Source organism: Corynebacterium sp. (assembly GCF_030532195.1).
Classification (GTDB): domain Bacteria; phylum Actinomycetota; class Actinomycetes; order Mycobacteriales; family Mycobacteriaceae; genus Corynebacterium.
The window spans coordinates 42559-67183 of the sequence record NZ_JAUNLP010000001.1; the positions used below are offsets into that span (position 1 = coordinate 42559).

Below are 24625 nucleotides of genomic sequence, written 5' to 3' on the forward strand. Positions count from 1 at the left end.
AAGGAGCATTTTTCAACAATGAGCATCGTCCTGGTCACCGGAACGGGCACCGATATTGGCAAGACCATCAGCACGGCAGCCCTGGCGGTCGCACTTGAAAAGCAGGGTAAAGAGGTGCACGTCGTCAAGCCGATTCAGACCGGTTTTCCGGGGCCTGAGGGCGGCGACCTAGACACTGTCGCAGAGCTGACAGGCATTGAGAATCTGCATGGTTTTGAACGCTACCCCGAGCCGATGGCGCCGGTGGCGGCGGCGCAGCGTGCGGGCATGCGCCTGCCGAGTGTGGTGGAGATCGCCGAGAAGATTCAGCGGATTGATGGTCCTGGGCGCGTCGTACTGGTCGAAGGTGCCGGTGGCCTGCTGGTGCGACTCGGCGAGGACTGGGCCATGCCGGAGCTTGCAGCCGTGCTGCCGGGACACCAGATGGTGGTTGTCACCAGGCTGGACCTGGGGTGTCTCAATGAAGCGGAGTTGACCGTGGAGGTCGCCCGCAATCGTGGCGTAAATGTCACCGCGCTAGTGGGCGGCTCCTTGCCTAAGAACCCAGACCCGATTGTTCAGACCAACTTGGAGGAACTGCCGCGGATTACGGAAGTGCCGCTGCTGGGGTCGGTGGAGGCTGGCGCGGGCAAGCTCGGCCAGGAGGAATTCGTGGCGCGTGCCGCAGGATGGCTGCCGGGTGTGGGCGACTGGGCTGTGGCGCTGTAAGCGTCGTTAAGCTGGCGTTTTGTGGAAAATATGGTAAGGTGACCCGAAGACAAGGCGCGAGGCTTTCTCTTACAATCCCTGCTTCCATAGGCCACCTGGGCCCACGGGGGAGATGAAGGCGTCTCGTGACGCTTGGCTTAGAACAATTCTCCAACGCTTGAAATAAGGATGTAGGTCAAAGTGGCTAAACCCGCTCGCCGTGACGGCACACCGGCACACAAGAACCGTAAGAATCACAACCACTCCACAAACGCGCAGCGCAATCGCAACCGTCGTTCCGGCGGGGCGAATGTGGAGGTCTCCAATGTCCACGCCAAGGACATCTATGTCTCCAACGCACGCCCGGCGCGTCACCAGCATGTAGAAAACAAGCGCCGTAGCTCCGGTAAGCGCGGCCATAGCGAGGCCGGCGAGGGCATTCGCCTGCAGAAGGTGCTCGCACAGGCTGGTGTGGCATCGCGTCGCATGGCGGAAAAGCTGATTGATGAAGGCCGCGTTGAGGTCGACGGCAAGGTCATCACTCGCCAGGGCGTTCGCGTGGACCCGAACAACGCGGTCATCCGCGTCGATGGCTCCCGCGTGATTGTCAACGAGGAAATGCAGTACTTCGTGCTGAACAAGCCGCGTGGCGTGCAGTCGACCATGCACGATGACATGGGCCGCCCCTGCGTCGGCGACATCATCGGCGAGAAGATCACCGCTGGTCAGCGTCTCTTCCACGTCGGCCGCCTGGATGCGGCAACCGAGGGCCTGCTGCTGCTCACCAACGACGGCGAGCTGGCCAACCGCCTGATGCACCCAAGCTACGAGGTCACCAAGACCTACATGGCCACCGTTGTCGGCGAGGTCGACGGCAAGGTCATGCGCGAGTTGGAAAAGGGCATCGAGCTTGACGACGGCATTGCCAAGGCCGACATGGCCCAGATCATCGACATCTGGCAGGGCCGCTCTATCGTCCGCATCGAGCTGCACGAGGGCCGCAAGCACATCGTGCGTCGCATGCTCAAGGCCGCCGGCTACCCAGTCGAGCGCCTGGTGCGCACGAAGATTCACACCGTTCAGCTGGGAGAGCAGACCCCAGGCGCACTGCGCGCCCTGAACCGCTCTGAGCTGACCTCGCTCTACAACGCAGTGGGGCTCTAAATGGCACTAGTGAAGAAAAACGAACCAAGCAAGGAAGCTGAAGGAGCCCACATGAGCGAAGCGCAAAATAACGACCAGCTGTTGGTTGCCATCGATGGCCCCTCCGGCACTGGTAAGTCCACTGTCTCCCGCATGGTCGCCACCGAGCTGGGTGCAAAGTACCTGGACACCGGCGCGATGTATCGCGTGGCCACCCTGTGGGTACTGCGCCAGGGCATCGACCCGGCAGACGCAGAGGCCGTCGCCAAGGCCACGGCAGCACTGCCGCTGGAGGTCTCCGACGACCCGAATTCCACCGCAGTCCTGCTGGACGGCGAGGACGTCTCCGGTGAGATCCGCGGTGCTGAGGTCACCCGCAATGTCTCTGCGGTCTCCGCAATTCCGGCCGTGCGCACCAATCTGGTCGCACTGCAGCGCGACCTGGCTACCTCAGCTGGCCGCTGCGTCGTCGAAGGCCGCGACATCGGCACCGTCGTGCTGCCGGACGTTCCAGCCAAGATCTTCATGACCGCCTCTGCCGAGGTTCGCGCGCGGCGCCGCTACGACCAGGACATCGCCGCTGGCCGTGATGCCGACTTCGACACCGTGCTTGCCGACGTCATCCGCCGCGACGAACTCGACAGCAACCGTGCCACCTCTCCGCTGAAGCCAGCCGACGATGCCATCATTTTGGACACCTCGGAGATGGATATCGACGAAGTCGTCGACCACGTTCTCGATGTGGTCGAGGCAGGCTACCCAGGCTCCACCATGGACTGGGACGATGTCGACAACGAGGAATTCGACGCAGCCTCAGACGCTGCCACCGTCGACGCAGGCGAGCAGTCCCGCGATGTCGAAGCCGAAAACGCGCCGGGCACCGCTGGCTCCTACGCTCATGCCGACGAGATGATCGACCGCACGATTGCCGACCACGAAACGGTCATCGAAGAGGCCATTGCGCGTGCCGAGACCGGCCACATCGACGAGGATGCAGACTGGGACGAGCTGGAAAACGCCTTCGCGGCACTCGGTGTCAGCGACGAGGAGGAAGAAGCTCTTCCGACCGTGGCCATTGTGGGACGACCGAATGTTGGTAAATCCACCATGGTCAACCGTTTCATTGGCCGTCGTGAAGCGGTTGTCGAAGACTTCCCCGGTGTCACCCGCGACCGCATTTCCTACCTCGGTGAATGGGGCGGACGGCGCTTCTGGGTGCAGGACACCGGCGGCTGGGATCCGGACGCCAAGGGAATGCACGCGGCGATTGCTCGTCAGGCGGAGACCGCCATGGAGACCGCCGACGTGATTGTCATGGTCGTGGACACCAACGTCGGCATCACCGCCACGGAAGAGGTCATGGCACGCCGTCTGCAGCGCGCTGAACAGCCAGTCATTCTCGCCGCTAACAAGTTTGAATCGGATTCGCAGCTTGGCGACGTCGCGGAGTTCTGGGCCCTCGGGCTCGGTGAGCCGCACCCAACCTCGGCCCTCCACGGTCGCGGCAATGCCGACGTGCTCGATGAGGTCGTGGCAGCCTTCCCAGAGGTGCCGCGAGCCAAGTCGCTGCCGGCAGGGCCGCGTCGTGTGGCGCTGGTGGGCAAGCCGAACGTGGGCAAGTCCTCGCTGCTGAATAAGCTGTCTGGCGAAACCCGCGCAGTGGTCTCCGACGTGGCTGGTACCACGGTGGATCCGGTGGACTCGCTGGTGCAGATGGACCAGGCGATGTGGCGCTTTGTGGATACTGCGGGTATTCGCAAGAAGACCAAGACCGCTAAGGGCCACGAGTTCTACGCCTCGCTTCGCACGCGTGCGACCATCGACAACGCTGAGGTTGTCATCTTCCTGGTCGATGCCTCCGAGCAGATCAGTGAGCAGGATCAGCGCGTGCTGCGCATGATTCTGGACTCCGGTCGCGCACTGGTTGTCGCCTACAACAAGTGGGACCTGATGGACGAAGACCGCCGTGACATGCTCGAGCGCGAAATTGAAGAGCAGCTCTCGCACGTGCCGTGGGCTCGTCGAGTGAATATCTCGGCCAAGACTGGTCGCGCCGTGCAGAAGCTGGAGCCAGCGATGCTGGAGGCTGTGCACTCGTGGGATCAGCGCATCTCCACTGGTCGCCTGAACACCTGGCTGCGCGCAATCCTGCAGCAGAACCCACCGCCGCTGCGCGGTGGTCGCCAGCCACGCGTGCTGTTTGCCACCCAGGCATCCACGCGCCCGCCGGTGATTGTCCTGTTCACCACCGGTTTCCTGGAGCACGGTTACCGTCGCTTCTTGGAGCGCAAGCTGCGTGAAGAATTCGGTTTCGAAGGCTCGCCAGTGCGCATCGCGGTGCGTGTTCGTGAGAAGCGTAAGCGCCACTAGCACACTGCTTTTTGCAGTGCTTTAGCAGCCCAAAATGTGATTTCGGCAATTGCATTTTGGGCTTTTTGCTGGCATTTTTGAATTTCAACGAGAATATCCGCCAAAGGATATTGCCTACCACTGATAAGGAGATCTGACCATGGTCAGCCGCGGCAATAACCGTGACAGGGCTAATAACGATCGCAGCGACAATAGCTACGGGCGCGACCCCTTTGGCCCTTCTGGCGATGACTCCGCCACGCGCTACATCCCGCGAGACCAGGGCGGTAATCAAGGCGATTACCAGGGTGGTTACCGAGACGGCAATCAGGGCTACAACCCGGATGCCGACTTTGCAGGCGATGAACCGACGCAGTACTTCGGCGATTCCACCGCAGAGACTCGCTTTGAATCGGCTGGCCCGCAGAATGGTTCGGGCGGACAGCGGGGCAATGGTGGCAACGCGAACGGCGGTGGCCAGTACTGGGCGCCGCTCAGCGATGAAGAGCGCGGCTACAACCAGGCCAACCAGGCCCAGGCGTGGGGGCAGGCCAACCAGACTCAGCAGTATGGCGCTGCTGGCAATGGCAATTACGGAAACAGCGGCAATCCTGGAGGTCCCGTGGGCTCGGGCAATGGCAACAACAATGGCGGCTCGAAGAGTGGTCGAGGCAAGTCCGTAGCGATTGTCGCCATCGCTGCCGTCGTCGCAATCGTGGCTCTGGTGCTCAGCTTCACATCGGGTGGCTCGGATTCGGATAAGGAATCGACGCAGGCGACGTCGTCAAGCACGTCGTCGACCCCGAGCCCAACGTCGACGACCTCGGAGGAGCCAACGCCGACGGAGACGGAGGAGACATCGTCGCCTATTGAGGACACGCGCCAGCGTCTGGAGGATGAGCTGAACAACCTCCGCGAGGCGCCGCCGGCGATCCCGGGGCCGGGCGAGCGTGGCTCGGGCTGGGGCACGATTCCGCAGGGTGTTGTGGGCAAGAGTCCGGCCACCGTCGAGGTGGAGTTGCGTACCAACGGCTACCAGAACGTCGCAGTTGTCGACGCGCAGGGCAACCCGACTAACTCCGTTGCGGCGATTATGGGCAAGGTTGCCTCGATTGATCCGCCGGAGGGTCAGATGGCTGAAACCGACACGCCGGTCACCATTTACCTGCAGTAATACCGTGTGGTTGGGGTTAGCGGAGGCGATTTTCGCCTTCAAACACCAATGATGTAACCTATAGTTCGTTGCACTTTTGGTGCAGCCGGGCTGTAGCGCAGTTTGGTAGCGCACCTCACTGGGGGTGAGGGGGTCGTCGGTTCAAATCCGGTCAGCCCGACCACATACCGCCGTCGTCTTCCGGGGTTTTCCCGGGGCGGCGGTTTTTATTTTTGCCCCAGGTTAGTGACTAGGTTTATAGCAATTTAGAGTGAATTTTTCACGCAGAAACTGCCATAAGCCTAGTCACTTTCTCGGGCAGAAGGCGAGTATCCAATCCATTCGAGCTTGGAGTCCGTAGCAATAGATGACGCTTGACGACGGGAACACGTTCTCGCGTCGGCGGTTCATGATGTCTACAGAGAAAAGGACCAGGCACGATGGAGAAAAACGAAGCTTTCAACCACGATGAGCAGCAGGTGCAGGCAGCAGCAAAGAAAAAGCGCCGCGGCATCCTGATTGGTGCCGGTGTTGCGGCCGTGGCAGTTGTGGCGGTGGCGGTTGCCGGTGCGGTGTTCAAGCCGTGGCTGCTGTTTGTTGATCGGGAAGTCAATGAGGACATCCCGCAGGTGGTGGCGATGCGCGCCATGGAGAAGACCGCTGAAGGAAAAGAAGGAAAAGAAGGAAATGAGGTCACCTTGGTCAAGCAGGGGGAGTTCATCTCCCATGAACACTCAACCAAGGGCACGGCATCGCTGGTCAAGGATGAGAAGACCGGTAACTACCAGGTGGTCTTGACTGGGCTGGAGACCTCCAATGGCCCGGATGTGCATGTATGGCTGAGCAAGGCCCCCGTCGTGGAAGGCAAGGACGGTTGGTTTGTTGCCGGCAAGCACGAGCACCTGGACCTCGGGGCAATCAAGGGCAACCGCGGCAACCAGGTCTACGAAGTGCTCACAGGAGCTATGCCAGAGTCCGCACCAGAGCCCGCACCAGAGCAGTGGACATCGGTGGTGCTGTGGTGCGATGACTTCAATGTGTCCTTCGGCGCAGCAGAGCTGAAACAGCAGAGCTGACCTAGCGCACGACAATGCCGTCGGAGTCGGCGTAAAGAGTCTCGCCCGGGACGAAATCGATGCCGCCGAAGGAGACGACGACATCGCGTTCGCCCTCGCCAGTCTTGGTGGACTTGCGCGGATTGGTACCAATCGCCTTGCAGCCGAAGTCCATCTGGCCGATGAGCTTGGAATCGCGGATGGCGCCGTTGACCACCACGCCCGCCCAGCCGTTGTCTTTCCCCAGGCCTGCAATAACGTCGCCGACCAGCGCGGTGTGGACCGAGGCGTCGCCGTCGATGACGAGGACGCCGCCGTCGGAGGGCTCGGAGAGCACCTTCTTCAGCAGGGCGTTGTCCTGGAAGCACTTGACCGTGGAGATTGTGCCGCAGAACTCGATACGCCCGCCGAGGTTGCGCATCTGGGTGTCGCAGGAGCGGACGTCGGGGCCGATTTCGTCGACAAGGTCAGCGGTCGGGATGAATTCGATGGTCATGCTAAAAGTCCTTCCGAAAAAGTCATATCCAGTAAATGGTGCTGCATTTATGTGTGTTCCATTGTTTCAGACCGCGAGTGTGACCAACGGCATATGGTGCAAATACGCTGACCGCGAATCACTTTCCGATGTGTGAGGTTCATTGATTACTCTGGGAAGTCAGAACGCGCCGACAACCACTCGTGCGTAGGAAAGGAAAAAATGGCTGGGTTGAATTGGTTCTGGAAAGCTCTGGGCGGCAAGCAGGGGCGCAACCAGAAGCGCAGCGTGGGGCTGGTGGCAAAGGCAAAAGAGCTGGAGCCGACGCTGCAATCGCTATCCGATACCGACCTAGCCGACTACGCTCGCAACCACGCCGATGATGCCCCAGAGCTGCTCGCCGCACTGCGTGAGGTGTCCTGTCGCGCGCTGGATATGCGCCCCTTCGACGTCCAGCTTCAAGGCGCTCTGGCCATGATGGAAGGTGACGTTATTCAGATGGCCACCGGCGAGGGCAAGACTCTCTCCGGCGCGCTGGCCGCCGCCGGTTTCGCGCTGCGCGGTCACCGCGTACACAGCGTGACTGTGAACTCCTACCTGGCAGGCCGCGACGCGCAGTGGATGCGGCCGTTGTTCAGCTTCCTCGGGCTCACCGTCGCGGCTATTTCGCCGCAGGATGGTTCGGATGAGCGTCGCCAAGCATATGCGGCGAACATCGTCTACGCCGCTGTCAACGAGCTGGGCTTTGACGTATTGCGCGACCGCTGCGCCCCAGCAATAGAAGACCGCGTGCAGTCGCCGGCGGACGTCGTCATTATCGACGAGGCCGATTCCGTGCTGGTCGACGAAGCGCTGGTCCCGCTCGTGCTCGCCGGCAGTGAGCCGGGCACCGCGCCGACCGGGCAGATCACGGACGTGGTGCGCCGCCTGCAGCTGGGTGATGACTACACCGTCGACGAAGGCCGACGCAACGTCTTTCTCACCGACCGCGGCGCCGCCCGCGTAGAACGCTATCTCGGCATCGGCTCGCTTTACGACGAAGAACATGTCGGCTCCACCCTGGTACAGGTCAACGTTGCGTTGCACGCCCATGAGCTGCTGCAGCGAGATGTTGACTACATTGTGCGCGATGGCAAGGTAGCCCTGATTGATGCCTCCCGTGGCCGCGTGGCGGAGTTGCAGCGCTGGCCGGACGGCTTGCAAGCAGCCGTAGAGGCCAAGGAGGGCCTGCAGGTCTCCGAGGGGGGCCGAATCCTGGACTCCATGACCATTCAGCAGCTGATCGGCCGCTACAACATCACCGCCGGCATGACGGGCACCGCAACGTCGGCAGGCGACCAGTTCCGCGAATTCTACGGCCTGCACGTCTCCGTCATCGAGCCAAATGTGCCGTGCATCCGCGTCGACGAACCCGACCGCATCTACGCCACCACCGATGACGCGTTTAGCGCGCTTGTCGACGAAGTCGTGGAGATCAATAGCACTGGTCGGCCGATACTTGTTGGCACCCGTGATGTGGCGGAGTCGGAACGGTTGGCCGATGCGTTGGTACTCCGCGGCATCGAGTCGGCGGTCCTCAACGCGAAAAACGATGAGCTGGAAGCAGAAGTCATCGCAGAGGCCGGTGCAATCGGGCGCGTGACGGTATCCACACAGATGGCTGGCCGTGGTACCGATATTCGCCTCGGCGGTGCGGATGAACACGACCGCGACGCTGTGGTGGAGCGCGGCGGACTGTGCGTCATTGGCCTGGGTAAGCACCGCACGGATCGCCTGGACAATCAGCTGCGCGGTCGCGCCGGGCGACAGGGTGACCCTGGCTCCTCGGTGTTCTTTGTCTCGTTGGATGACCCGGTGATTTCCGAAGGTGCCGCGGGCGAGACGCTCAGCGTGCTGCCGGAGGACGACGGTCGCGTGCGGGATAAGAAGGCCTACCAGTTTGTGGACCGTGCACAGCGCGTGACAGAGGCGACCATGCTGTCGATTCATGCGACGACGTGGAAGTACAACAAGCTGATTGGTGATCAGCGCGAGATTTTGGACGAGCGCCGTGAGAAGCTGCTGACGACGCAGACTGCGTGGGAGGAGCTCAAGCAGCGGGCATCGGCACGTGCCAAGGAAGTCGAAGCAGCAGTGGGCGAGGACGTTGCTGTACGTGCAGCACGCGAGATTATGCTCTTCCACTTGGACCGTGGCTGGTCGGACCACTTGGCTGACCTCGATGACCTGCGCGAGTCCATTCACCTGCGCGCATTGGCCAAGGAAAGCCCCATTGATGAATTCCACCGCGCGGCTATCGGCGCCTTTAAGAATTTGGTGAACAATGCCGTGACGGAGTCTGTGGAGACTTTCCAGGAAGTTGACATCGACGAAGACGGGGCACACTTGGAAGACGCTGGCTTGGCGCGTCCAAGTTCGACGTGGACCTACATGGTCAACGACAACCCGCTCAGCAACGGCGGTGGCTCGGTCATTGGGTCTGTTGTGGCGATGTTCCGTTAATAGTTCGGTCAATGGTTCTGTTACGCCGAGCTTGGTTTTCGGCCGGCAAACGACCAGACATTGATAACAATTTGATTATTTTTGTCCTCGGGGTGGTTTAGGTACACCCGCTGAGGAGAGCCCTCATTTCTCCCCGTTTACGCATATCAATCATGTTGTGACCAGGTGGAATGTGAGCTGCGTCACCGGGGTGTTGTGTGTGCGAGGCAACACGCAATCCCACGGGGGCGCTATTATCTATCAAGTAACAGGTAAATCGCCCAAGGTTATCCGGAGGGAAAGATATGACTAGCAATAGCGGCCAGCCAGAGGCTTCGGTCGAGACCACCTCGGTCTTCCGTGCAGATTTGCTGAAGGAAATGGAGTCCAGCTCAAATGCGGACTCTGCGGTCTCCGGTGTTGAAGGACTGCCGGCAGGATCGGCGCTCCTGGTCGTCAAGCGTGGACCGAATGCCGGTTCTCGTTTCCTGCTGGATCAGGCAGTTACTACCGCTGGTCGTCACCCGGACAGCGACATCTTCCTCGATGATGTGACTGTTTCTCGTCGTCACGCAGAGTTCCGCAAGAACGGTGACGCATACGAGGTCGTTGATGTGGGATCGCTGAACGGCACCTACGTTAACCGTGAGCCGAAGAACTCCGCTGTTTTGGCCAATGGTGATGAAGTACAGGTGGGCAAGTTCCGTCTGGTATTCCTGACCGCTAACTAAGCGGCTGTCGGCGTATCTCGCCGACGTGGAAGAAATGCGTGCACGGCAAGGCGCTGAGCAGTAATTGTTGCAAAGACAGTTTTATTGTGACGGTGTTATTGTTCAGCCTCCCCGTGTATGTTTTCTTTTAGGCAGTTAATCCCTTAAATCTTTGTAAAGGCTCAGAAAAGCAGTGGCAGCAGTACACAAATCAGCGGTTTCGCAGCCGACGTCGTCGGAAAGCGGTGCGAAGCAGGCGCGCTCGGTGGGCAAGAAGAAGACCATCGGTGCTGTGCTGAAGGAAGTTAAAGTTGAATTTCCGGACGTGACGCTGTCGAAGATTCGCTTCCTTGAGTCGGAGGGGCTGCTGTGCCCGTCGCGAAGCTCGTCGGGCTATCGCCGCTACAGCCAAGCGGACATTGATCGCCTGCGCTACATTCTGACTGTTCAGCGGGATAATTACCTGCCGCTGAAGGTCATCAAGGAACAGCTCGATGAAATTGATGCGGGCAATGCAGCCGGGGACGGCCTGGCATCGGTCACTCCGCTGGTCACGGCAGATCAGTTCCGTGAGGCCGCGGTTGTCTCGCTGACGCAGGTCGAGCTGGCAGAGCGCACAGGTGCTAGCGAGCAGTTCATCACTGAGCTGGTTCGTGTTGGTCTGATTACTCCGGACACGCTGAACATGTTCGATGGCGACGACCTGCTGATTGCAGAGACTGCTGTGAAGCTCTCCGAGTTTGGCCTTGATGCTCGCCATTTGAAGACGGTGCGCACTGCCGCGTCCCGTGAGGCGGACTTGGTGTCGCTCGCCGCCAGCCCGATGAGCAAGTCGCGTGCGGCAAGTGGCAAGCAGAAGGCTGTGGAGATGGGCCGTGAGATGACCGCGCTGATGGTCACGCTGCACGGCACATTGGTCAAGCGCCAGGTCAACAAGGACCTGGGGAAGTAGTTTTCCGGGCACGGTATAGTCTTCGCTGTTATGGACGAACAACTCGTTGAAGTCAAGTTTCTAGACTGGATGACGCATCCGCCAGAGGATGATCCAGTGTTGTTACTGCACGCCGAAGAGGTCAATCGCATCGTCCCGATTTGGATTGATGTGACTTCTGCGACGCAGTACTCCGCCCGTGAGACCGGCACGACGCAGCGTCGCCCGGGTATGCATGAGGTCTTCGCGGATACGCTCGACTTGGTCGGGCAGAGCGCGTTGCGTGGGCAAATCACCGGTGTGCATGAGGGGGGCTTCATCGCCAGCTTGGTGCTGGAGGGTGGCACGGAAATTGATATGCGTCCGTCAGATCTCGTGTTGATTGCCGCTGAGCTGGAGGTTCCGCTTTATATCGCGCGCGATGTGTTGGATATGTCATCAGTGCCGGCGCGGTTGGTCGCGACGAACGGCGGTTCGCTTGCCGACGATGCAGAGAGCGATTCGGTGGAAGCCTCGGTGTCGGAGTTTGCGCAATTCCTCGACAGTATTGATGCCGATTACTTCGCGGAGTCCCATGGTGCACCGGAGGATGACTTCGGAGACGACTCAAGCGGCGGTCCAAGCGGAGACTCCGATGGTAAATCGGACCGCGATGACTGAGACAGTAGTTAATTACTGTGACTCGATGGGGTAATTGTTAGCTCCTGAGGTCAATAGCTTTTCTTGCATCTCCCCATTTATGGGGTAGTTTTCGGATGGGGATAAATTTTTCCATCCTGGGCTTTTATTGCCCGTAGTGTGGTTGAGCTGCGTAAATCGCAGGAGTGAACTTTAAACCTAAACTTTAGGTTTAGACATTCGGCGTGTCTGCCCTAGATGTATTGACAGCCGATTAACCTTGGCGAAAGATAAATAACGGCAGTGAAACTACCTCGGGAGAATTTTTATGGTCGACGACAACAGCGGTTCGCTCTTTGGTGACAATGAGCTCCGCCCGGCTCAGTCTGAAGAGCCGCGCGCGGTCCAAGAATCCCTGTTCGACATGGGTCCGGATGAGCAAGTTGGTTACCGAGTTCCCATTGCATGCCAGGTAGCAGGCATCTCGTACCGCCAGCTGGATTACTGGGCACGCACCGGACTGGTGGAGCCATCCATCCGCACCGCTAAGGGCTCTGGTACTCAGCGTCTGTACTCTTTCCGCGACATCCTGGTTCTCAAGATTGTCCGCGGCCTGCTGGATACCGGCATCTCCCTGCAGAATATTCGCCTGGCAGTCGACCGCCTGCGCGACCTCGGTGTTGATGACCTAGCTACCATTACTCTGGTCTCTGACGGTCGTACCGTTTACCAGTGCCGCTCCAATGAAGAGGTTATCGACTTGCTCAACGGCGGCCAGGGTGTGTTTGGTATTGCAGTGCCGGGCATCATGAAGGAACTGACCGGCACCATCGCCTCGTTCCCGTCTGAGCGTGTTGATGGCACCCAGACCCACGAGGGTGTGGACGAGCTGGCTGAGCGTCGTCGTCGCCGCATCTCCTAGGCAGCATAAGAAAACCGCCTCTAGCAGTAGATTTTCGCCCCTTCAGTGCCTTTCCCGAGGTCACTGAGGGAGGGGAACGATCATGCTAGAGGCGGTTTTTGTGTATCTGTGGGGCGTTAACCACGCCCAATCGCAGCGGCCAGCTGGGAGGCAAGTCCCTCACCGTAATCAGCGGCGATGCGCAGGGCACCATTAGTCATATTGGCGACATCTTGTAGCTCGGAGTTGTTGCTGTCGCCGTCCGGAAGCACGATGACCTCAATAGACACGGGGCGGACCGGATCAATGAGATCCTGGATTTGCTTGACCGCGTCGGCGGCGTCTGCCCCCGAGGTATCCTTGCCGGAGGTGAGCACGACAATGCGATTCGGCTTATCCGGGGCATACGCATCGCGGGCTGCCCGGAAGGCATCGATAAGCGCTGGCCACAACTGCGCACCGCCACCGACTGGCAGCTGACCCAACGCCGTCTTGGTCGCCTCCGCGCCGTTGTCGCCCTCTGCACCTGGCAGACCGACCAGCTGCGTTGCCTCCGGTGCCATGGCCCACAGACCGTAGCGACCTCCAGGCGCGGCATCAATTGCGGCGGTCACAGACTGGCTGAGTGCGGGAACATCGATGCCATCAGCCGTATCAGCGACGAGAATGGCTGAGCCAACCGGCGTTGCGGGCTGCTGCGCATCGGGGCCTTCCAGCTCTGGCGGCAGCGCAAAGGAGTCGGTCTTTAGCTGCGAGAGCACTCCAAAGTTCTCCGATACCTCGGGGCTAAAACTGCTTTCAGCGGCCTGCCCGTCGGCACCGTGCTGTGCGGCGAAGTCGCGGAAGTCCTCGGCTGCGCGGGCAACATTTTCATCGATGGCACCGCCGGAGCCAAAGGTGACAACCGGCGCGTGCAGCTCAGGGGAATCGGCAGGGGAGACCAGCTTGAGACCTTCACCGGCCATGTCCAGCATCGGTTGCGTGGCAGCGACCCCGTCGAAGCCCGCGGCATCTTGGCCGAGCATCGTCATCAGCGTGTTGGAGGTGTACTGCTGGCCGAGCTCAGCGCGACCGCGCGCCGCATCCGGGCCGCCGCCCATCTTTGCGCTCACCACAGAGGACAGTGCGGCATCGGAGCCACCGGGTGTGGCAACCTGCAGGCCTGCGAGCTCTGCCCAGGAGGCATTCTTCAGCTCCTCGGCGCGGTCAGACTTAAAGGCCACACCGGACTTAATCGGAGACAGCCAAACCTTCGGGTCGTTGACCTTGACCTTCTCGGAGCCCTTCGCCTGATCGACAAAAGAGATATCGGCGGGAATCCACACGCCAGGTGTCATCAGGCCGGGGTTCTCACCAGGATTCTGCCCCGCGCCATTAGCGCCACCAGCGCCAGTCAGCGCCCCGACAACCTCCTGCGAGCCCGCCACCGTGATTTGCGGCTTCACACAGAAGTCCTTGACCACCGGATTCGACTCGCCGTAGGCCTGCACCAGCTTCTGCGCAGAGCCCACCGCAGCCGGATCGGATGTCACCACCAGCGTCAGGTCACCGTTTTTACACTGCGCGCGGTCGGCATCAATTGCCTCCTGGTTGTCACTGCGCAGGTTGACCCACAAAACAATGGCTCCCACCAGGACAATCACGGCTAAAACAGCAATGAAAGGCCCTTTGGCCACTCGATAGTTCTTCTCGCCTGAGGCGTGTCGTGCCATGGTCGTGTTAGCCCTCTCTAAAAGCCCAGGTGTGTCGCGCACCTAGGTTAACTCGCAAGTGCTCGTCGTAAAGCGAACATGCGTCCTGCAGTTGCTGCCAACTCTACTGCGCGGCGAGTACGGCATCTACTACTTGCAGCAGACGCCCGCGCAGGACATCGGCGCGCGCACTGATCTCGCGCTGCTGGCGGACGTACTCAGCCTTGCCCTCAGGCGTCTCGATACGGATCGGATCAAAACCCCAATCCCGCAAATCATAGGGAGCCGCCCGCATATCCAACTCACGCGCAGCGCACGCGAGCTCGAACGTATCCAGCCAGAGCTCGCCAGGTACCGCCTCGCCGAGCTTGGACGCCCACTTGTACAAATCCATGTTGGCGTGCAGACATCCCATCTGCTCACAGTTCGGCTGTGTGGCACGCGTCGGTGCGAACTCGTTGAGTGGCACCGCGTCCGGCGTGAAGAAGCGGAATGCATCAAAGTGCGTGCAGCGAACCGTGTGAGCGTCTACGACCTCGTCCGTGCCTGCCTGCCCTAGGCGCAACGGCTCCGGATGACGATGCTCCGGCTGACGGTACACCATCGCCCATTCATGCAGGCCAAAGCAGTCAAAATGGGCAGGGTTCGCACGCGTCGCACGCAGCAAATTGCCGATGTACGCCACCGTCTTACCCCGCTTTACGACGTACGCCGCAACATCCATGCGCGCCGTCGACGTCGCGGTAGCGGTGTCGGCGACAGCGTCCTGACTGTCGAGCGTGAAGTACTTCAGATGACGGATATCAGCGGCCGTGGCACCCGGCAAATCCACACCGATGCCCGGTGACCAGCGGCGCAGCTGACCGGGTTTGATGGGGTAGTAGTCGAAGATGAAGTCCCACACCGGGTGGCGCTGGCCGCGACTGCGACGGTGCAAGTGGTCGCGGGTCAGCTCCTCGACGCGGGCTTCATGCTGTGCTTTGGCCTCGCGCCAGTTATGAGCGATTGCCACGGCTAGCAGTCCTCGTCGTCTTGGCAGTTGCGTTCTTGGTGTTCGTACCCTTTGCGGTTGTGCTCTTGGCAGTCTTTGCCGCGCCGCGCTTCGGGGAGACCTCGTGAGTCCAGTCGCGTACTACACCGACCTGCTCTTCAATGAGGTCCTCCAGCGTCACAATGCCCACCTGCTCCGAGCCGGTGACAGTGCCGGACTTGGCGGTAATACCGGTCGGCGCGTTAGCGCGCAGATGCGCTTGCGGCATGCGTGCGTGCACGGCAACCGCCATGTGAGCGCTGTGGCGACGCATGATGCGCAGGGCCTCATCAAGGGTGGCGTTGACTGGAATCTCAATGAGCGGGCGAATTTCCTGGTCCGGAATGACGGTATCCGGGCCGGATGCCGGATCCATTACACGGTCGAGCACGTCTTTGACGTGGACGTAGCCACGGTATTCATTGGGCTCATTATTGGCAGCCGAGACTGGGAAGCGGGAGAAACCGGTCTCGGAGACTGCCACCTCAAGATCCCCCACCGTTGGCGTGGTGGGCACATAGCGAATCTGCTCATGGGAGATGAGCACCTCTTCGATGGTGCGAGTGGCCGATGCCAGCGTACGGCGCAGACGCACGTGCTCCTCGCTGTCCAGTAGGCCTTCCTGGCGTGACTCCGCAATCATTGATGCCAGCTCGGTGGAGCTGACTGTGGTGTCGAGCTCATCGCGCTGCTCAATGCCAAAGAGCTTCAGCGTGTGACGCGCCAGCCAGTTAAAGAACAGAATCAACGGTTTGGTCAGCTTGTAGAAGACCATATGCACCGGAATCAGCAGCATAGCCATAGTCTCTGGGCCAGCCAGTGCGATATTCTTCGGCACCATCTCGCCGAGCATGATGTGCAGGACTGACACCAGCAGCAGTGCAATGGCAAAGCTCAGTGGGTGCATAAGTGAATCCGGCACGCCCATCTTCACAAATGGCCCCTCCATCACATGTGCGATGGCGGGCTCGGAGACCTTACCCAGAAGTAGTGAAGCAATGGTGATGCCCAACTGAGCGGCGGCCAACATCATGGACAGATGTTCCGTCGCATTGATTACCGTGCGGGCGCGCTTCTTACCCTGCGCCAGCAGTGCCTCCAAGCGGTCTCGGCGAGCTGCAATCAGCGAAAACTCAGCGCCGACGAAGAAGGCATTGACCAATAGCAGGAAGAAGGTCAGGATGATTCCAAACCAGTCACTCATAGGTTGAACATCTCCTTCGCACGCTCGTTGGTCACAGGAATCAAAATTGCTCGGTCCACGCGGCGGTCATCCATCGCGAGAATGCGGGCGTACCAGCGCCCAGAGATTCCGGATTCAAACTCATCCATAAAGTCGCGTTCCGTCTGGGGCAGCAACACCACATCACCGACCTGTGGGATGCGACCGAGGGCATACATGATCAGGCCACCGAGGGTTTCAAAGCTGCCCTCAGGGGCGAAGTATCCGACCTTGGTCGGCAGCTCGTCGGTACGCACAAGGCCAGAGCAATCCCAGCCTTCAATCGCGCGCTTGACCTCCTGCTCGGATTCCTTGTCGTCGTATTCATCCCAGACCTCGCCGAGAATCTCCTCCACAACATCCTCGATGGTGATGATGCCGGCAATGCCGCCGTACTCATCGGCGACCAGCGCAATCTGAGAACCCGCCGAGCGCACGGACTCAAGCACCGCGTCGCCGTCCAGAGACTGCGGCAGAGTCGGTACCGGTCGCGCTAGCTCGCGGACAGTGGTGGTGGAGCGCTTTGCTGCGGGGACAGCAAATGCGTCCTTGACATGCACGACGCCGATGGTGGCGTCGAGGTCGCCGTCAGTGACAGGGAAGCGAGAGCGACCCGAATCGATAGCCTCTGCCAGCAGATCCAGCGCAGTGTCATCGACATCGAGGGAGATAATCGTCGATCGCGGCGTCATCAGATCCTCTGCCGTGGTTTCGCCGAAGCGCAATGACGATTCCAGCACCGCCGCCTTGGATTCATCCAGCGCACCCTGCTCCGCCGAGTTACGTACTAGTGCTTCCAACTCCTGCGGCGAGCGTGCCGAAGCCAGCTCATCCGCCGGCTCAATGCCGAGCTTGCGCACCAGCCAGTTTGCCGACGCATTCAGCGCCTGAATGAAATAGTGGAAAAACCAGTTGAATGCCATGACCGGCCGCGCCGTCTTGCGCCCCACAGCCAGCGGCTTCGTAATGGCGATATTCTTCGGCACTAACTCGCCGTAGACCATCGACAGCATCGTGGCGACAATCAGCGCCAGAATCAGAGCCGTCGGACCTGCGGCTGAATCGTTGAGCCCCATCCACCGCAGCATCGGGGTGAAGTACTGAGCAAGCACAGGCTCGGCGAGGAAACCGGTCGCCAGCGTGGTCAGCGTAATGCCCAGCTGTGCGCCGGAGAGGTGGAAAGAAAGGCGATTGTGAGCATTGTGCAGGGCCTCAGCCGGAGCGTCGGCCGAACGGGCAAGGTCGCTGTCAATCGTCGACCGTTCCAGTCCCGTCAGGGCGAACTCAAACGCCACAAAGAGACCGGTGCCTGCAGTCAGGGCAATAAAGCCCAAGACCGCGACAATATTGAGAACAATATCCACTGGTTATCTCTTCTTCTTTTTCCCTCGTTTAGGGCGGTGCACACGACCGCCGTTACGTCCCTTTCTGCTTGACGACGGACCGCGGCCACGGTAACCCGCTCCGGCGGCGCCTCGAGCGCCGCGCGACCCGGAACCGCCGACATCCTGATTGAGCTCGCGGCGAGCGCGGCGTGGACGTCGAGCCCCGATTTCCTTAACAAAGCGGGGGAGTCCCGGGCCAGCGCGCAGCTCCTCAGGGTGAACCCCTGCCTGCTTCAACATCTCGCGGACCTGGTCGACCTGTCGGTCGCGGACGACCATCGCCACCGTTCCTGATGCACCCGCGCGGGCCGTACGGCCTGAGCGGTGAATGTAGGTGGCGGCATCCATCGGTGGGTCCGCGTGAACCACGAGATCCAGTGAGTTGATATCAATGCCACGTGCCGCGACATCAGTCGTGACCAGCACATCTAGCTCGCCATCAGCAAACGCTTTCAGAACAGCGCGGCGGGTGGCCTGGCCACGGTCACCGTGGAGGAAGCCCATGCGGATGTCATAGAACTGTAAAAATTTCGCCAACTGCACAACGCGTGCCTTTGAATTGGCAAAGATGACGCACTGATTCTTACGGGAGGCAATCCACGCAATGACCTCATCGGCCTCATCGTTGTCGCTGACACGCAGCAGCAGGTGCCGCATATTGCGCACCGTCAGCCTGGAAGCGGTGACCTTGTGCTTTGCCAATTCCGTGTTGCCGCTGCGACGATCGCGGATAAGGCTCGCAGCGTCGTCGTTAAGCGTGGCGGAAAAGACCATCCGCTGGGCTTCCTTCGGGCAGGCGCGCACGAGTCCTCGAACATCGGGCAAAAAGCCCATGTCAGTGAGCATATCGGCCTCATCGACCACGATGCTGAACACGTGGTCGAACTTGAGCACACCGCGGCGGCGCAAATCGTGCGCGCGGCCTGGGGTGACCACAGCGATATCGACCGGAGCGGCCAACAGAGTTTGCTGCTTTACCACTGGCTCGCCGCCGACGAGGCTTAAGACACGCAGACCAACGGCGGCGCCGAGGTCTGCAAGAACATCGGCAATCTGATCTGCCAATTCGCGCGTTGGCGAGATAACCAGTGCACGCGGATACCCCGGGAGCGCTGGAGCGGTATTACTGAGCAACGCCACCAACGGGATACCAAATGCGAGCGTCTTGCCCGAGCCTGTCGGTGCCTGTGCAAGGACGTCCTTGCCAGAAAGAGCATCTGGCAGTGTGGCGACTTGCACGGCGGTGGGCGTAGTTATGTGTTGGGCACGCAGAATCTTGACAATAGACTCCGGCGTACCCAACTGTCTGAAATCACTGGACTCAGCAGGAGGGGGCATGCTAGTTAGAATACCGCCATCCCCGGACCACCATGTAATAGGCGCGTCCGGGGATGGCAAAAAAGTCCTGTGCGTGGCAATCAGTTACCAACCACGGCCCGGCTGGGCGTATGCCTCACGGTTGAGGACAGCCGCACGACGGAACGCGTCCCGCGTCATCAACTTTTCCTTGTCTGAGACCTCCGCCATGGCCTTTTCCAGCACATTGACGCATTGCTGAGCATTTTCAACAAAAGTCGGGTCGGAGTTCAACTTCATCCACTCAGAAATAGTGGAGCCGTCCTCGCTGAGCATCGATGCCTTTAGTGCTAGCTCCGCAGTCATCCACAGCTCAGCAGTGATTGTGGCGATAGCGACCGAGTACGGCTTAAACGCGGCGCAGGCGGAGTGCATATCCAGCAGCAACTGCGTAATCGTGGTCGGCTCAATGTCAGTGATGGTATCGGATGGTTTTCCGAGCGCGCTTTCATTGAGTTCTAAGGCGCGTACCAGCGATTCCTGAGCGACCGACGACCACATTGCCTGCTCCTGAGCGTTTGGTGCCTTGGTGGCGAGCAGGGAAATCGCTGGGAATGCCTTGGCCAGGTACCACGCTTCTTGGGCCAGGAAGAACTTCGTATCGTTGCTGGACAGATTGCCAGCAACCAGGGAGTTGAAGCAGACCAGATTGCCGATCTCCTCCACGATGTCCTGGATTTCTGCCCACAGTGCTTGAGTGTGCGGGCCTGCGGGCCTGATCTTCAAGCGCTGGCCGAAGAAGGACTTAATTTCTTCCGTGTTCTCCGCAGCTGCATCGAGCATCGCCTGCGGTGCGTAGGAATTCATCTGAACTGGGTACATGCGACGCAGAGCCATGGCCTCAAGGCGGCGAGAGCGGTGACTGTGGTCAATTGGGCCACGGCCGTGACCGACATGCAGCTCATCGGCAAAACGGATGGACTCATAGAGCCAACGTGTAGTCCACTTAAGAGCATCAGCGACCTCGTCACCAGCGCCAAGACGTGTCGCCAGGGCTGACGACAGCGAGCAGCCGGTGCCGTGGGTGTTCTTTGTATCAATCCGAGGGCTTGCGGCATAGGACGAGTTACCGTCCGGGAAAGCTACGGCATTGCCCGCTTCATCTCCCTCGAGGTGACCAGTTTTGGCAATGACGATGATGTCATTGTCATGAGCGTACTCGAGAGCCTGCTCCATCAACTCCGAAATATCCCGTGCCTCTGGCTTGTCCGCCAGAAGAGCCAATTCAGGAACATTGGGAGTGATAACAGTGGAAACTGCGACCAGATCACGCAGCGCCGACAGTGCATCTTCATCCAACAGGCGGTCACCAGAGGTGGCCACCATAACCGGATCGAGGACAACGATCGGTGGCGTGACTTCGCGAACCCACGCGGTGACGGCCTCAGTGAGCTCCCGAGTGCCCAGCATGCCAATCTTGACGGCATCAATAGTGACATCATCAGACACTGCAGCAAGCTGCTCGGTCAAGAACTCCGCCGGGGGAGTATGGATTGCCCGCACTCCCAAAGTGTTCTGAGATACCAGTGTTGTAACGACACCCATGCCGTATCCGCCAGCTGCAACAATGGACTTCAAATCTGCTTGAAGTCCCGCTCCACCTGTCGGATCTGTGCCAGCGATAGAAAGAATCCGCGGCACCACAAATGGCGATGTTGCCTTCGAGAATGGCATGTCAGAACCCTTTTCATGTTGATATGCCGAAACGATAACTTTAAGTGGATAATGTTTTTATCCAGTAATTAATTATAATGCGCTTCGATTGTTGCAACTGATTTGCGGTGGATTCTTGGCCAATAACGGGGGGGGGAATCAGGCTTCCACTTCCGAGCGGTCACCCGACCAGAGCGTGTGGAATGCCCCCGCACGGTCAACGCGCTTGTAAGTGTGGGCACCAAAGTAGTCACGCTGCCCCTGAATCAGGGCCGCCGGCAGGCGCTTAGCGCGCAGACCATCGTAGTACGCCAGCGACGAGGAGAACACCGGAGCCGGAATGCCCATCTTTGCCGCAGTCACAACGACATCACGCCAGTCATCGAGGCATTCGGTGACCTGATCGCGGAAGTACTCATCGAGCACAAGCGCAGGCAGCTCCGGATTGCGATCGTATGCTTCCTTAATCCGGTTCAGGAACTGTGCACGAATGATGCAGCCACCACGCCAAATCGTGGCAAGCGCACCGCGGTCAATATCCCAGCCGTACTCCTTAGCGCCTGCGTTAATCTCATCAAAACCTTGCGAGTAGGCAATAATCTTCGACGCGTACAGCGCCTTACGGACACGCTCAATAAACGCATCGCGATCTTCCGGAGCGCCCGCCAGGCTTCCCGACGGCAGGTTGCGAGCTGCTTCACGCTGCGCCAGCGATGACGACAGTGCGCGCGCGAAGACTGCTTCACCAATGCCAGTAACCGGAATGCCCAGATCCAGCGCAGCCTTGACTGTCCAACGGCCCGTGCCCTTCTGGCCCGCGGCATCAAGGATGACGTCTACCAATGGCTGGCCAGTCTTCTCATCGACCTGAGAGAGCACTTCTGCGGTGATCTCCACCAAGTAGGAATTCAGCTCGCCCTTATTCCACTCACGGAAAATATCTGCAATTTCAGCAGGGGAGAGGCCAGCAGCTTCACGCAGCAGGTGGTAAGCCTCGCCGATGACCTGCATATCTGCGTATTCGATGCCGTTGTGGACCATCTTGACGAAGTGGCCAGCGCCGTCGGAGGAAATGTGAGTGCAGCATGGCACGCCATCAACATGTGCCGAAACCGACTCCAGCAGCGGGCCGAGGGACTCATACGACTCCTTGGTGCCACCCGGCATGATTGAGGGGCCATTGAGAGCGCCTTCTTCGCCGCCGGAAATGCCAGCGCCGACGTAGTGCAGGCCACGCTCACGGATAGCCTTTTCGCGGCGAATGGTATCGGTGTAGAGCGAGTTGCCACCATCAATGATGATGTCACCCGGCTCCATTGCGGCAGCAAGCTGTTCGATGACCGCATCAGTTGCGGCACCAGCCTGAACCATAATCAGTGCGCGACGAGGGCGCTCCAGGGAAGCGACGAACTCCTCAACGGTCTCGGCCGGAATGAAATTGCCTTCATCCCCATGCTCAGCCATAAGGGCCTGAGTCTTTTCCGGGCTGCGGTTGTACACGGCAACGGTGTGGCCCTTATGAGCAAAGTTGCGTGCGATATTCGAGCCCATGACTGCGAGCCCGACGACACCAATTTGTGCGAGTTCCTTGTTATCGGTCATGCCCACCATATTAAAGCCTGGCCCGGATTCAGTGCGCGTTGCACTTAAGAAATGTCTGTCTCTTTGTCCGAATAATGCCCCAACAGTCCATGTGCGCTGGCACAATGTGGTCTATGACTAATCAGAGCTTTGAGGCAGAGAATTCGGAGAAGGCGCGTCAAGAGGGCTTGCGTATCTATCTCGGTATGGTCAAAAAGGCGACGCAAGCGCCACTTAGTGCTGAGGATTTAGAGACTTTCAACACTGTCTTGGCGGACGTGGGGGGCGGCGGCTTTGATGATCTCTTGGGAACTGTTTTCGCGCACATTGGTCCCGAACGTGTGCAGCTAGAGCTCAAGGTTGGACCGTCGCATCTGCAGCCGTTTGGTCTTGCCAACGGTGGCGTGTACTGCTCGCTCGGAGAGACCGCGGGCTCAATTGCGGGTTTCATTGCGGGTGGAGCGAAGGTGCCGGTTGTCGGGGTAAACAACAACACGGACTTTTACCGTTCCGCCAAGGTCGGCGATGTCATTGTTTCGACTGCCACGCCAGTACACCTCGGCCGCACGATGCAGGTGTGGCAGATTGAGCACGTGCGAAAGTCCGATGAAAAGACTTTGGCCCGCACAAACCTCCGGCTCGCTGTTTTAAACGAGACTCAAAAGTAAGTACGGGCCATGAGACCTTCCCCCCCCAAGTGCACCTAGGGGACCGCGGCTGACGCTAATCAGTCACGGTCGGTGCGGTTGGGGAAAATAAATTACTGGCGTTACTTGCGCAGCTTCTTGCGAAGCTCACGACGGGTATCGCGAATCTCCATCGGAAGATCTTCCTCCGGAGTGTCCTTGGTCATCTCAGTGAGACGGTTAATTGCGTTGCGAGCGTAGAGCTGCTGACGGGTGGAAACCATCTGCCAACGGTTGCGGTCCAGGACGTTCAGACCCCAGCTGACGCAGGAGACGAAGCGGTTGCGGAAACCAACGAGGAACATGAGGTGGACAGCCAGCCACAGGACCCAGCCGGCAAAGCCGGTGACCTCGACGTTGCCCAGCTTTGCCACAGCGGAGAAGCGGGAGACGGTGGCCATTGAGCCCTTGTCGAAGTACTCGAACGGCTGGCGCTCGGATACATCGCGGCCCTCAGCTTCTGCGGCGATGTTGGCAGCGACATACTCGCCACCCTGGATGGCAACCTGAGCCACGCCCGGCAGGTTCTCGCGGTTGGACATATCGCCAACGATGTAGACGTTCTTGTAGTCGCCAACGGTCATGTCCTCGTTGACAACAACGCGACCCTGACGGTCGGTCTCGGCACCAGTCTGCTCGGCAATGGTCTTGCCCAGCGGGGAAGCGGAGACACCAGCGGACCAAATCTTGCAGAAGGACGGGATGAACTCCTCGGTGCCGTCGCCCATGTTCTTGTAGGTGACACCCTCGTCGTTGACATCGGTGACCATGGCACCGAGCTTGACGACAACGCCCATCTTCTCCAGGGACTTCTGAGCCTTGCGGCCCAGGCGCTTGCCGAATGGAGGAAGAACCTGCGGTGCACCGTCGAGAAGCACGACCCGGGCAGCGTGCGGGTTGTAGCTGCGGTAGGACGAGGAAAGAGTGCGGTTTGCCAGCTCGGCCAGCTGACCTGCCAGCTCCACACCGGTCGGGCCAGCGCCGACAACCACGAAGGTCAGGAAGCGCTCGCGCTCTGCCGGATCGGTAGCCAGCTCAGCGCGCTCGAATGCGCCGATGATGCGGGCACGAATCTCGAGCGCATCATCGACGTTCTTCATGCCTGGTGCAAACTCAGCAAAGTGGTCATTGCCGAAGTAGGACTGGCCAGCACCAGCCGCGACCAGCAGGTGGTCGTACTCCCACTTCGAAACGTGTGGACCCAGCTCAGAGGTCACGACCTGCTTTTCGACGTCGATGTCAGTGACATCGCCCTTGACGACGCGGACGTTCTGAACGCCGTCGAAGATAGTACGAGTAGACGGAGCAATTTCGCCCGAGGACAGAATGCCGGTTGCTACTTGGTAAAGCAACGGCTGGAACAGGTGGTGGTTAGTGCGGTCGATAAGAGTGACGTCGACCTCGGCGCCCTGCAACTTCTTCGCCGCGAACAAGCCACCGAAACCCGAACCGATGATCACCACGTGCGGGCGTCCGGAATGCGGGCGGTACGGAGTCTCGGTCATGTATTTTCTCCTC

Annotated in this window: 20 protein-coding genes and 1 tRNA gene; 12 read left to right on the top strand and 9 right to left on the bottom strand. The window is 59.8% G+C overall.

What is annotated here, in order from left to right:
• Positions 1-18 precede the first annotated feature (18 nt).
• The 6 genes from bioD (at position 19) to Q4E11_RS00205 (ending at position 6408) form a co-directional block, all read left to right on the top strand.
• Complete coding sequence (gene bioD / locus Q4E11_RS00180) at positions 19-708, top strand: dethiobiotin synthase (protein WP_303162635.1); 690 nt, start codon at positions 19-21, stop codon at positions 706-708.
• A 180-nt stretch (positions 709-888) separates the two neighbouring features.
• A complete protein-coding gene (locus Q4E11_RS00185) occupies positions 889-1851 on the top strand; it encodes a pseudouridine synthase (protein WP_303162636.1) in 963 nt (320 codons plus the stop codon).
• A 51-nt stretch (positions 1852-1902) separates the two neighbouring features.
• Positions 1903-4200, top strand: a complete 2298-nt coding sequence (gene der, locus Q4E11_RS00190; protein WP_303162637.1) for a bifunctional cytidylate kinase/GTPase Der — start codon at positions 1903-1905, stop codon at positions 4198-4200.
• Positions 4201-4339: 139 nt separating this feature from the next.
• The gene (locus Q4E11_RS00195) at positions 4340-5353 is read left to right on the top strand and encodes a PASTA domain-containing protein (protein WP_303162638.1); all 1014 of its coding nucleotides are present in this window, start codon (positions 4340-4342) and stop codon (positions 5351-5353) included.
• A gap of 86 nt (positions 5354-5439) precedes the next feature.
• Positions 5440-5516, top strand: a tRNA-Pro gene (locus tag Q4E11_RS00200).
• Positions 5517-5772: 256 nt separating this feature from the next.
• On the top strand, positions 5773-6408 hold the full coding sequence (locus Q4E11_RS00205; RefSeq protein ID WP_303162639.1) for a DM13 domain-containing protein: 636 nt from the start codon (positions 5773-5775) through the stop codon (positions 6406-6408).
• A gap of 1 nt (position 6409) precedes the next feature.
• On the opposite strand, the gene rraA is transcribed toward Q4E11_RS00205, so the two are convergent.
• The gene (rraA, locus tag Q4E11_RS00210) at positions 6410-6883 is read right to left on the bottom strand and encodes a ribonuclease E activity regulator RraA (protein WP_303162640.1); all 474 of its coding nucleotides are present in this window, start codon (positions 6881-6883) and stop codon (positions 6410-6412) included.
• Positions 6884-7084: 201 nt separating this feature from the next.
• Between rraA and secA2 the strand changes: the two genes are divergently transcribed.
• The 5 genes from secA2 to Q4E11_RS00235 all read left to right on the top strand — a co-directional run bounded on the left by secA2 (position 7085) and on the right by Q4E11_RS00235 (position 12524).
• Positions 7085-9364 carry an accessory Sec system translocase SecA2 gene (gene secA2, locus Q4E11_RS00215; RefSeq protein WP_303162641.1) on the top strand — a complete coding sequence of 760 codons (2280 nt, stop codon included), beginning with the start codon at positions 7085-7087 and terminating at the stop codon, positions 9362-9364.
• Positions 9365-9648: 284 nt separating this feature from the next.
• Positions 9649-10074, top strand: coding sequence for an oxoglutarate dehydrogenase inhibitor Odhl (gene odhI / locus Q4E11_RS00220; protein WP_303162643.1), 426 nt, complete (start codon positions 9649-9651; stop codon positions 10072-10074).
• A 172-nt stretch (positions 10075-10246) separates the two neighbouring features.
• A complete protein-coding gene (locus Q4E11_RS00225) occupies positions 10247-11005 on the top strand; it encodes a MerR family transcriptional regulator (protein ID WP_303162645.1) in 759 nt (252 codons plus the stop codon).
• Positions 11006-11035: 30 nt separating this feature from the next.
• Entirely contained in the window at positions 11036-11644 is a 609-nt protein-coding gene (locus Q4E11_RS00230) for a bifunctional nuclease family protein (protein WP_303162647.1), read from the top strand.
• A 382-nt stretch (positions 11645-12026) separates the two neighbouring features.
• A complete protein-coding gene (locus tag Q4E11_RS00235) occupies positions 12027-12524 on the top strand; it encodes a MerR family transcriptional regulator (protein ID WP_303163448.1) in 498 nt (165 codons plus the stop codon).
• A 116-nt stretch (positions 12525-12640) separates the two neighbouring features.
• Here the strand turns inward: Q4E11_RS00235 and Q4E11_RS00240 are convergent, their stop codons facing one another.
• From Q4E11_RS00240 to gndA, 7 genes are all read right to left on the bottom strand, one after another.
• Positions 12641-14215 (bottom strand): hypothetical protein, encoded by a 1575-nt coding sequence (locus tag Q4E11_RS00240; protein WP_303162650.1) that lies wholly within the window; start codon positions 14213-14215, stop codon positions 12641-12643.
• Positions 14216-14318: 103 nt separating this feature from the next.
• Positions 14319-15206 (bottom strand): 3-methyladenine DNA glycosylase, encoded by an 888-nt coding sequence (locus Q4E11_RS00245; RefSeq protein WP_303162652.1) that lies wholly within the window; start codon positions 15204-15206, stop codon positions 14319-14321.
• Complete coding sequence (locus Q4E11_RS00250; protein WP_303162653.1) at positions 15190-16428, bottom strand: hemolysin family protein; 1239 nt, start codon at positions 16426-16428, stop codon at positions 15190-15192. Before Q4E11_RS00250 ends, Q4E11_RS00245 begins: the two co-directional genes overlap by 17 nt.
• A complete protein-coding gene (locus Q4E11_RS00255) occupies positions 16425-17810 on the bottom strand; it encodes a hemolysin family protein (RefSeq protein WP_303162654.1) in 1386 nt (461 codons plus the stop codon). Before Q4E11_RS00255 ends, Q4E11_RS00250 begins: the two co-directional genes overlap by 4 nt.
• A gap of 3 nt (positions 17811-17813) precedes the next feature.
• On the bottom strand, positions 17814-19169 hold the full coding sequence (locus tag Q4E11_RS00260; protein ID WP_303162655.1) for a DEAD/DEAH box helicase: 1356 nt from the start codon (positions 19167-19169) through the stop codon (positions 17814-17816).
• Positions 19170-19253: 84 nt separating this feature from the next.
• Positions 19254-20861: a bifunctional hydroxymethylpyrimidine kinase/phosphomethylpyrimidine kinase gene (locus tag Q4E11_RS00265; protein ID WP_303162657.1), complete on the bottom strand. Its 1608-nt coding sequence runs from the start codon at positions 20859-20861 to the stop codon at positions 19254-19256.
• A 138-nt stretch (positions 20862-20999) separates the two neighbouring features.
• Entirely contained in the window at positions 21000-22451 is a 1452-nt protein-coding gene (gndA, locus tag Q4E11_RS00270; RefSeq protein WP_303162659.1) for an NADP-dependent phosphogluconate dehydrogenase, read from the bottom strand.
• Between the two features lie 104 nt (positions 22452-22555).
• On the opposite strand from gndA, the gene Q4E11_RS00275 reads away from it, so the two are divergent.
• Positions 22556-23089: a PaaI family thioesterase gene (locus Q4E11_RS00275; protein WP_303162662.1), complete on the top strand. Its 534-nt coding sequence runs from the start codon at positions 22556-22558 to the stop codon at positions 23087-23089.
• Positions 23090-23190: 101 nt separating this feature from the next.
• On the opposite strand, the gene Q4E11_RS00280 is transcribed toward Q4E11_RS00275, so the two are convergent.
• The gene (locus Q4E11_RS00280; RefSeq protein ID WP_303162663.1) at positions 23191-24612 is read right to left on the bottom strand and encodes an NAD(P)/FAD-dependent oxidoreductase; all 1422 of its coding nucleotides are present in this window, start codon (positions 24610-24612) and stop codon (positions 23191-23193) included.
• Positions 24613-24625 lie beyond the last annotated feature (13 nt).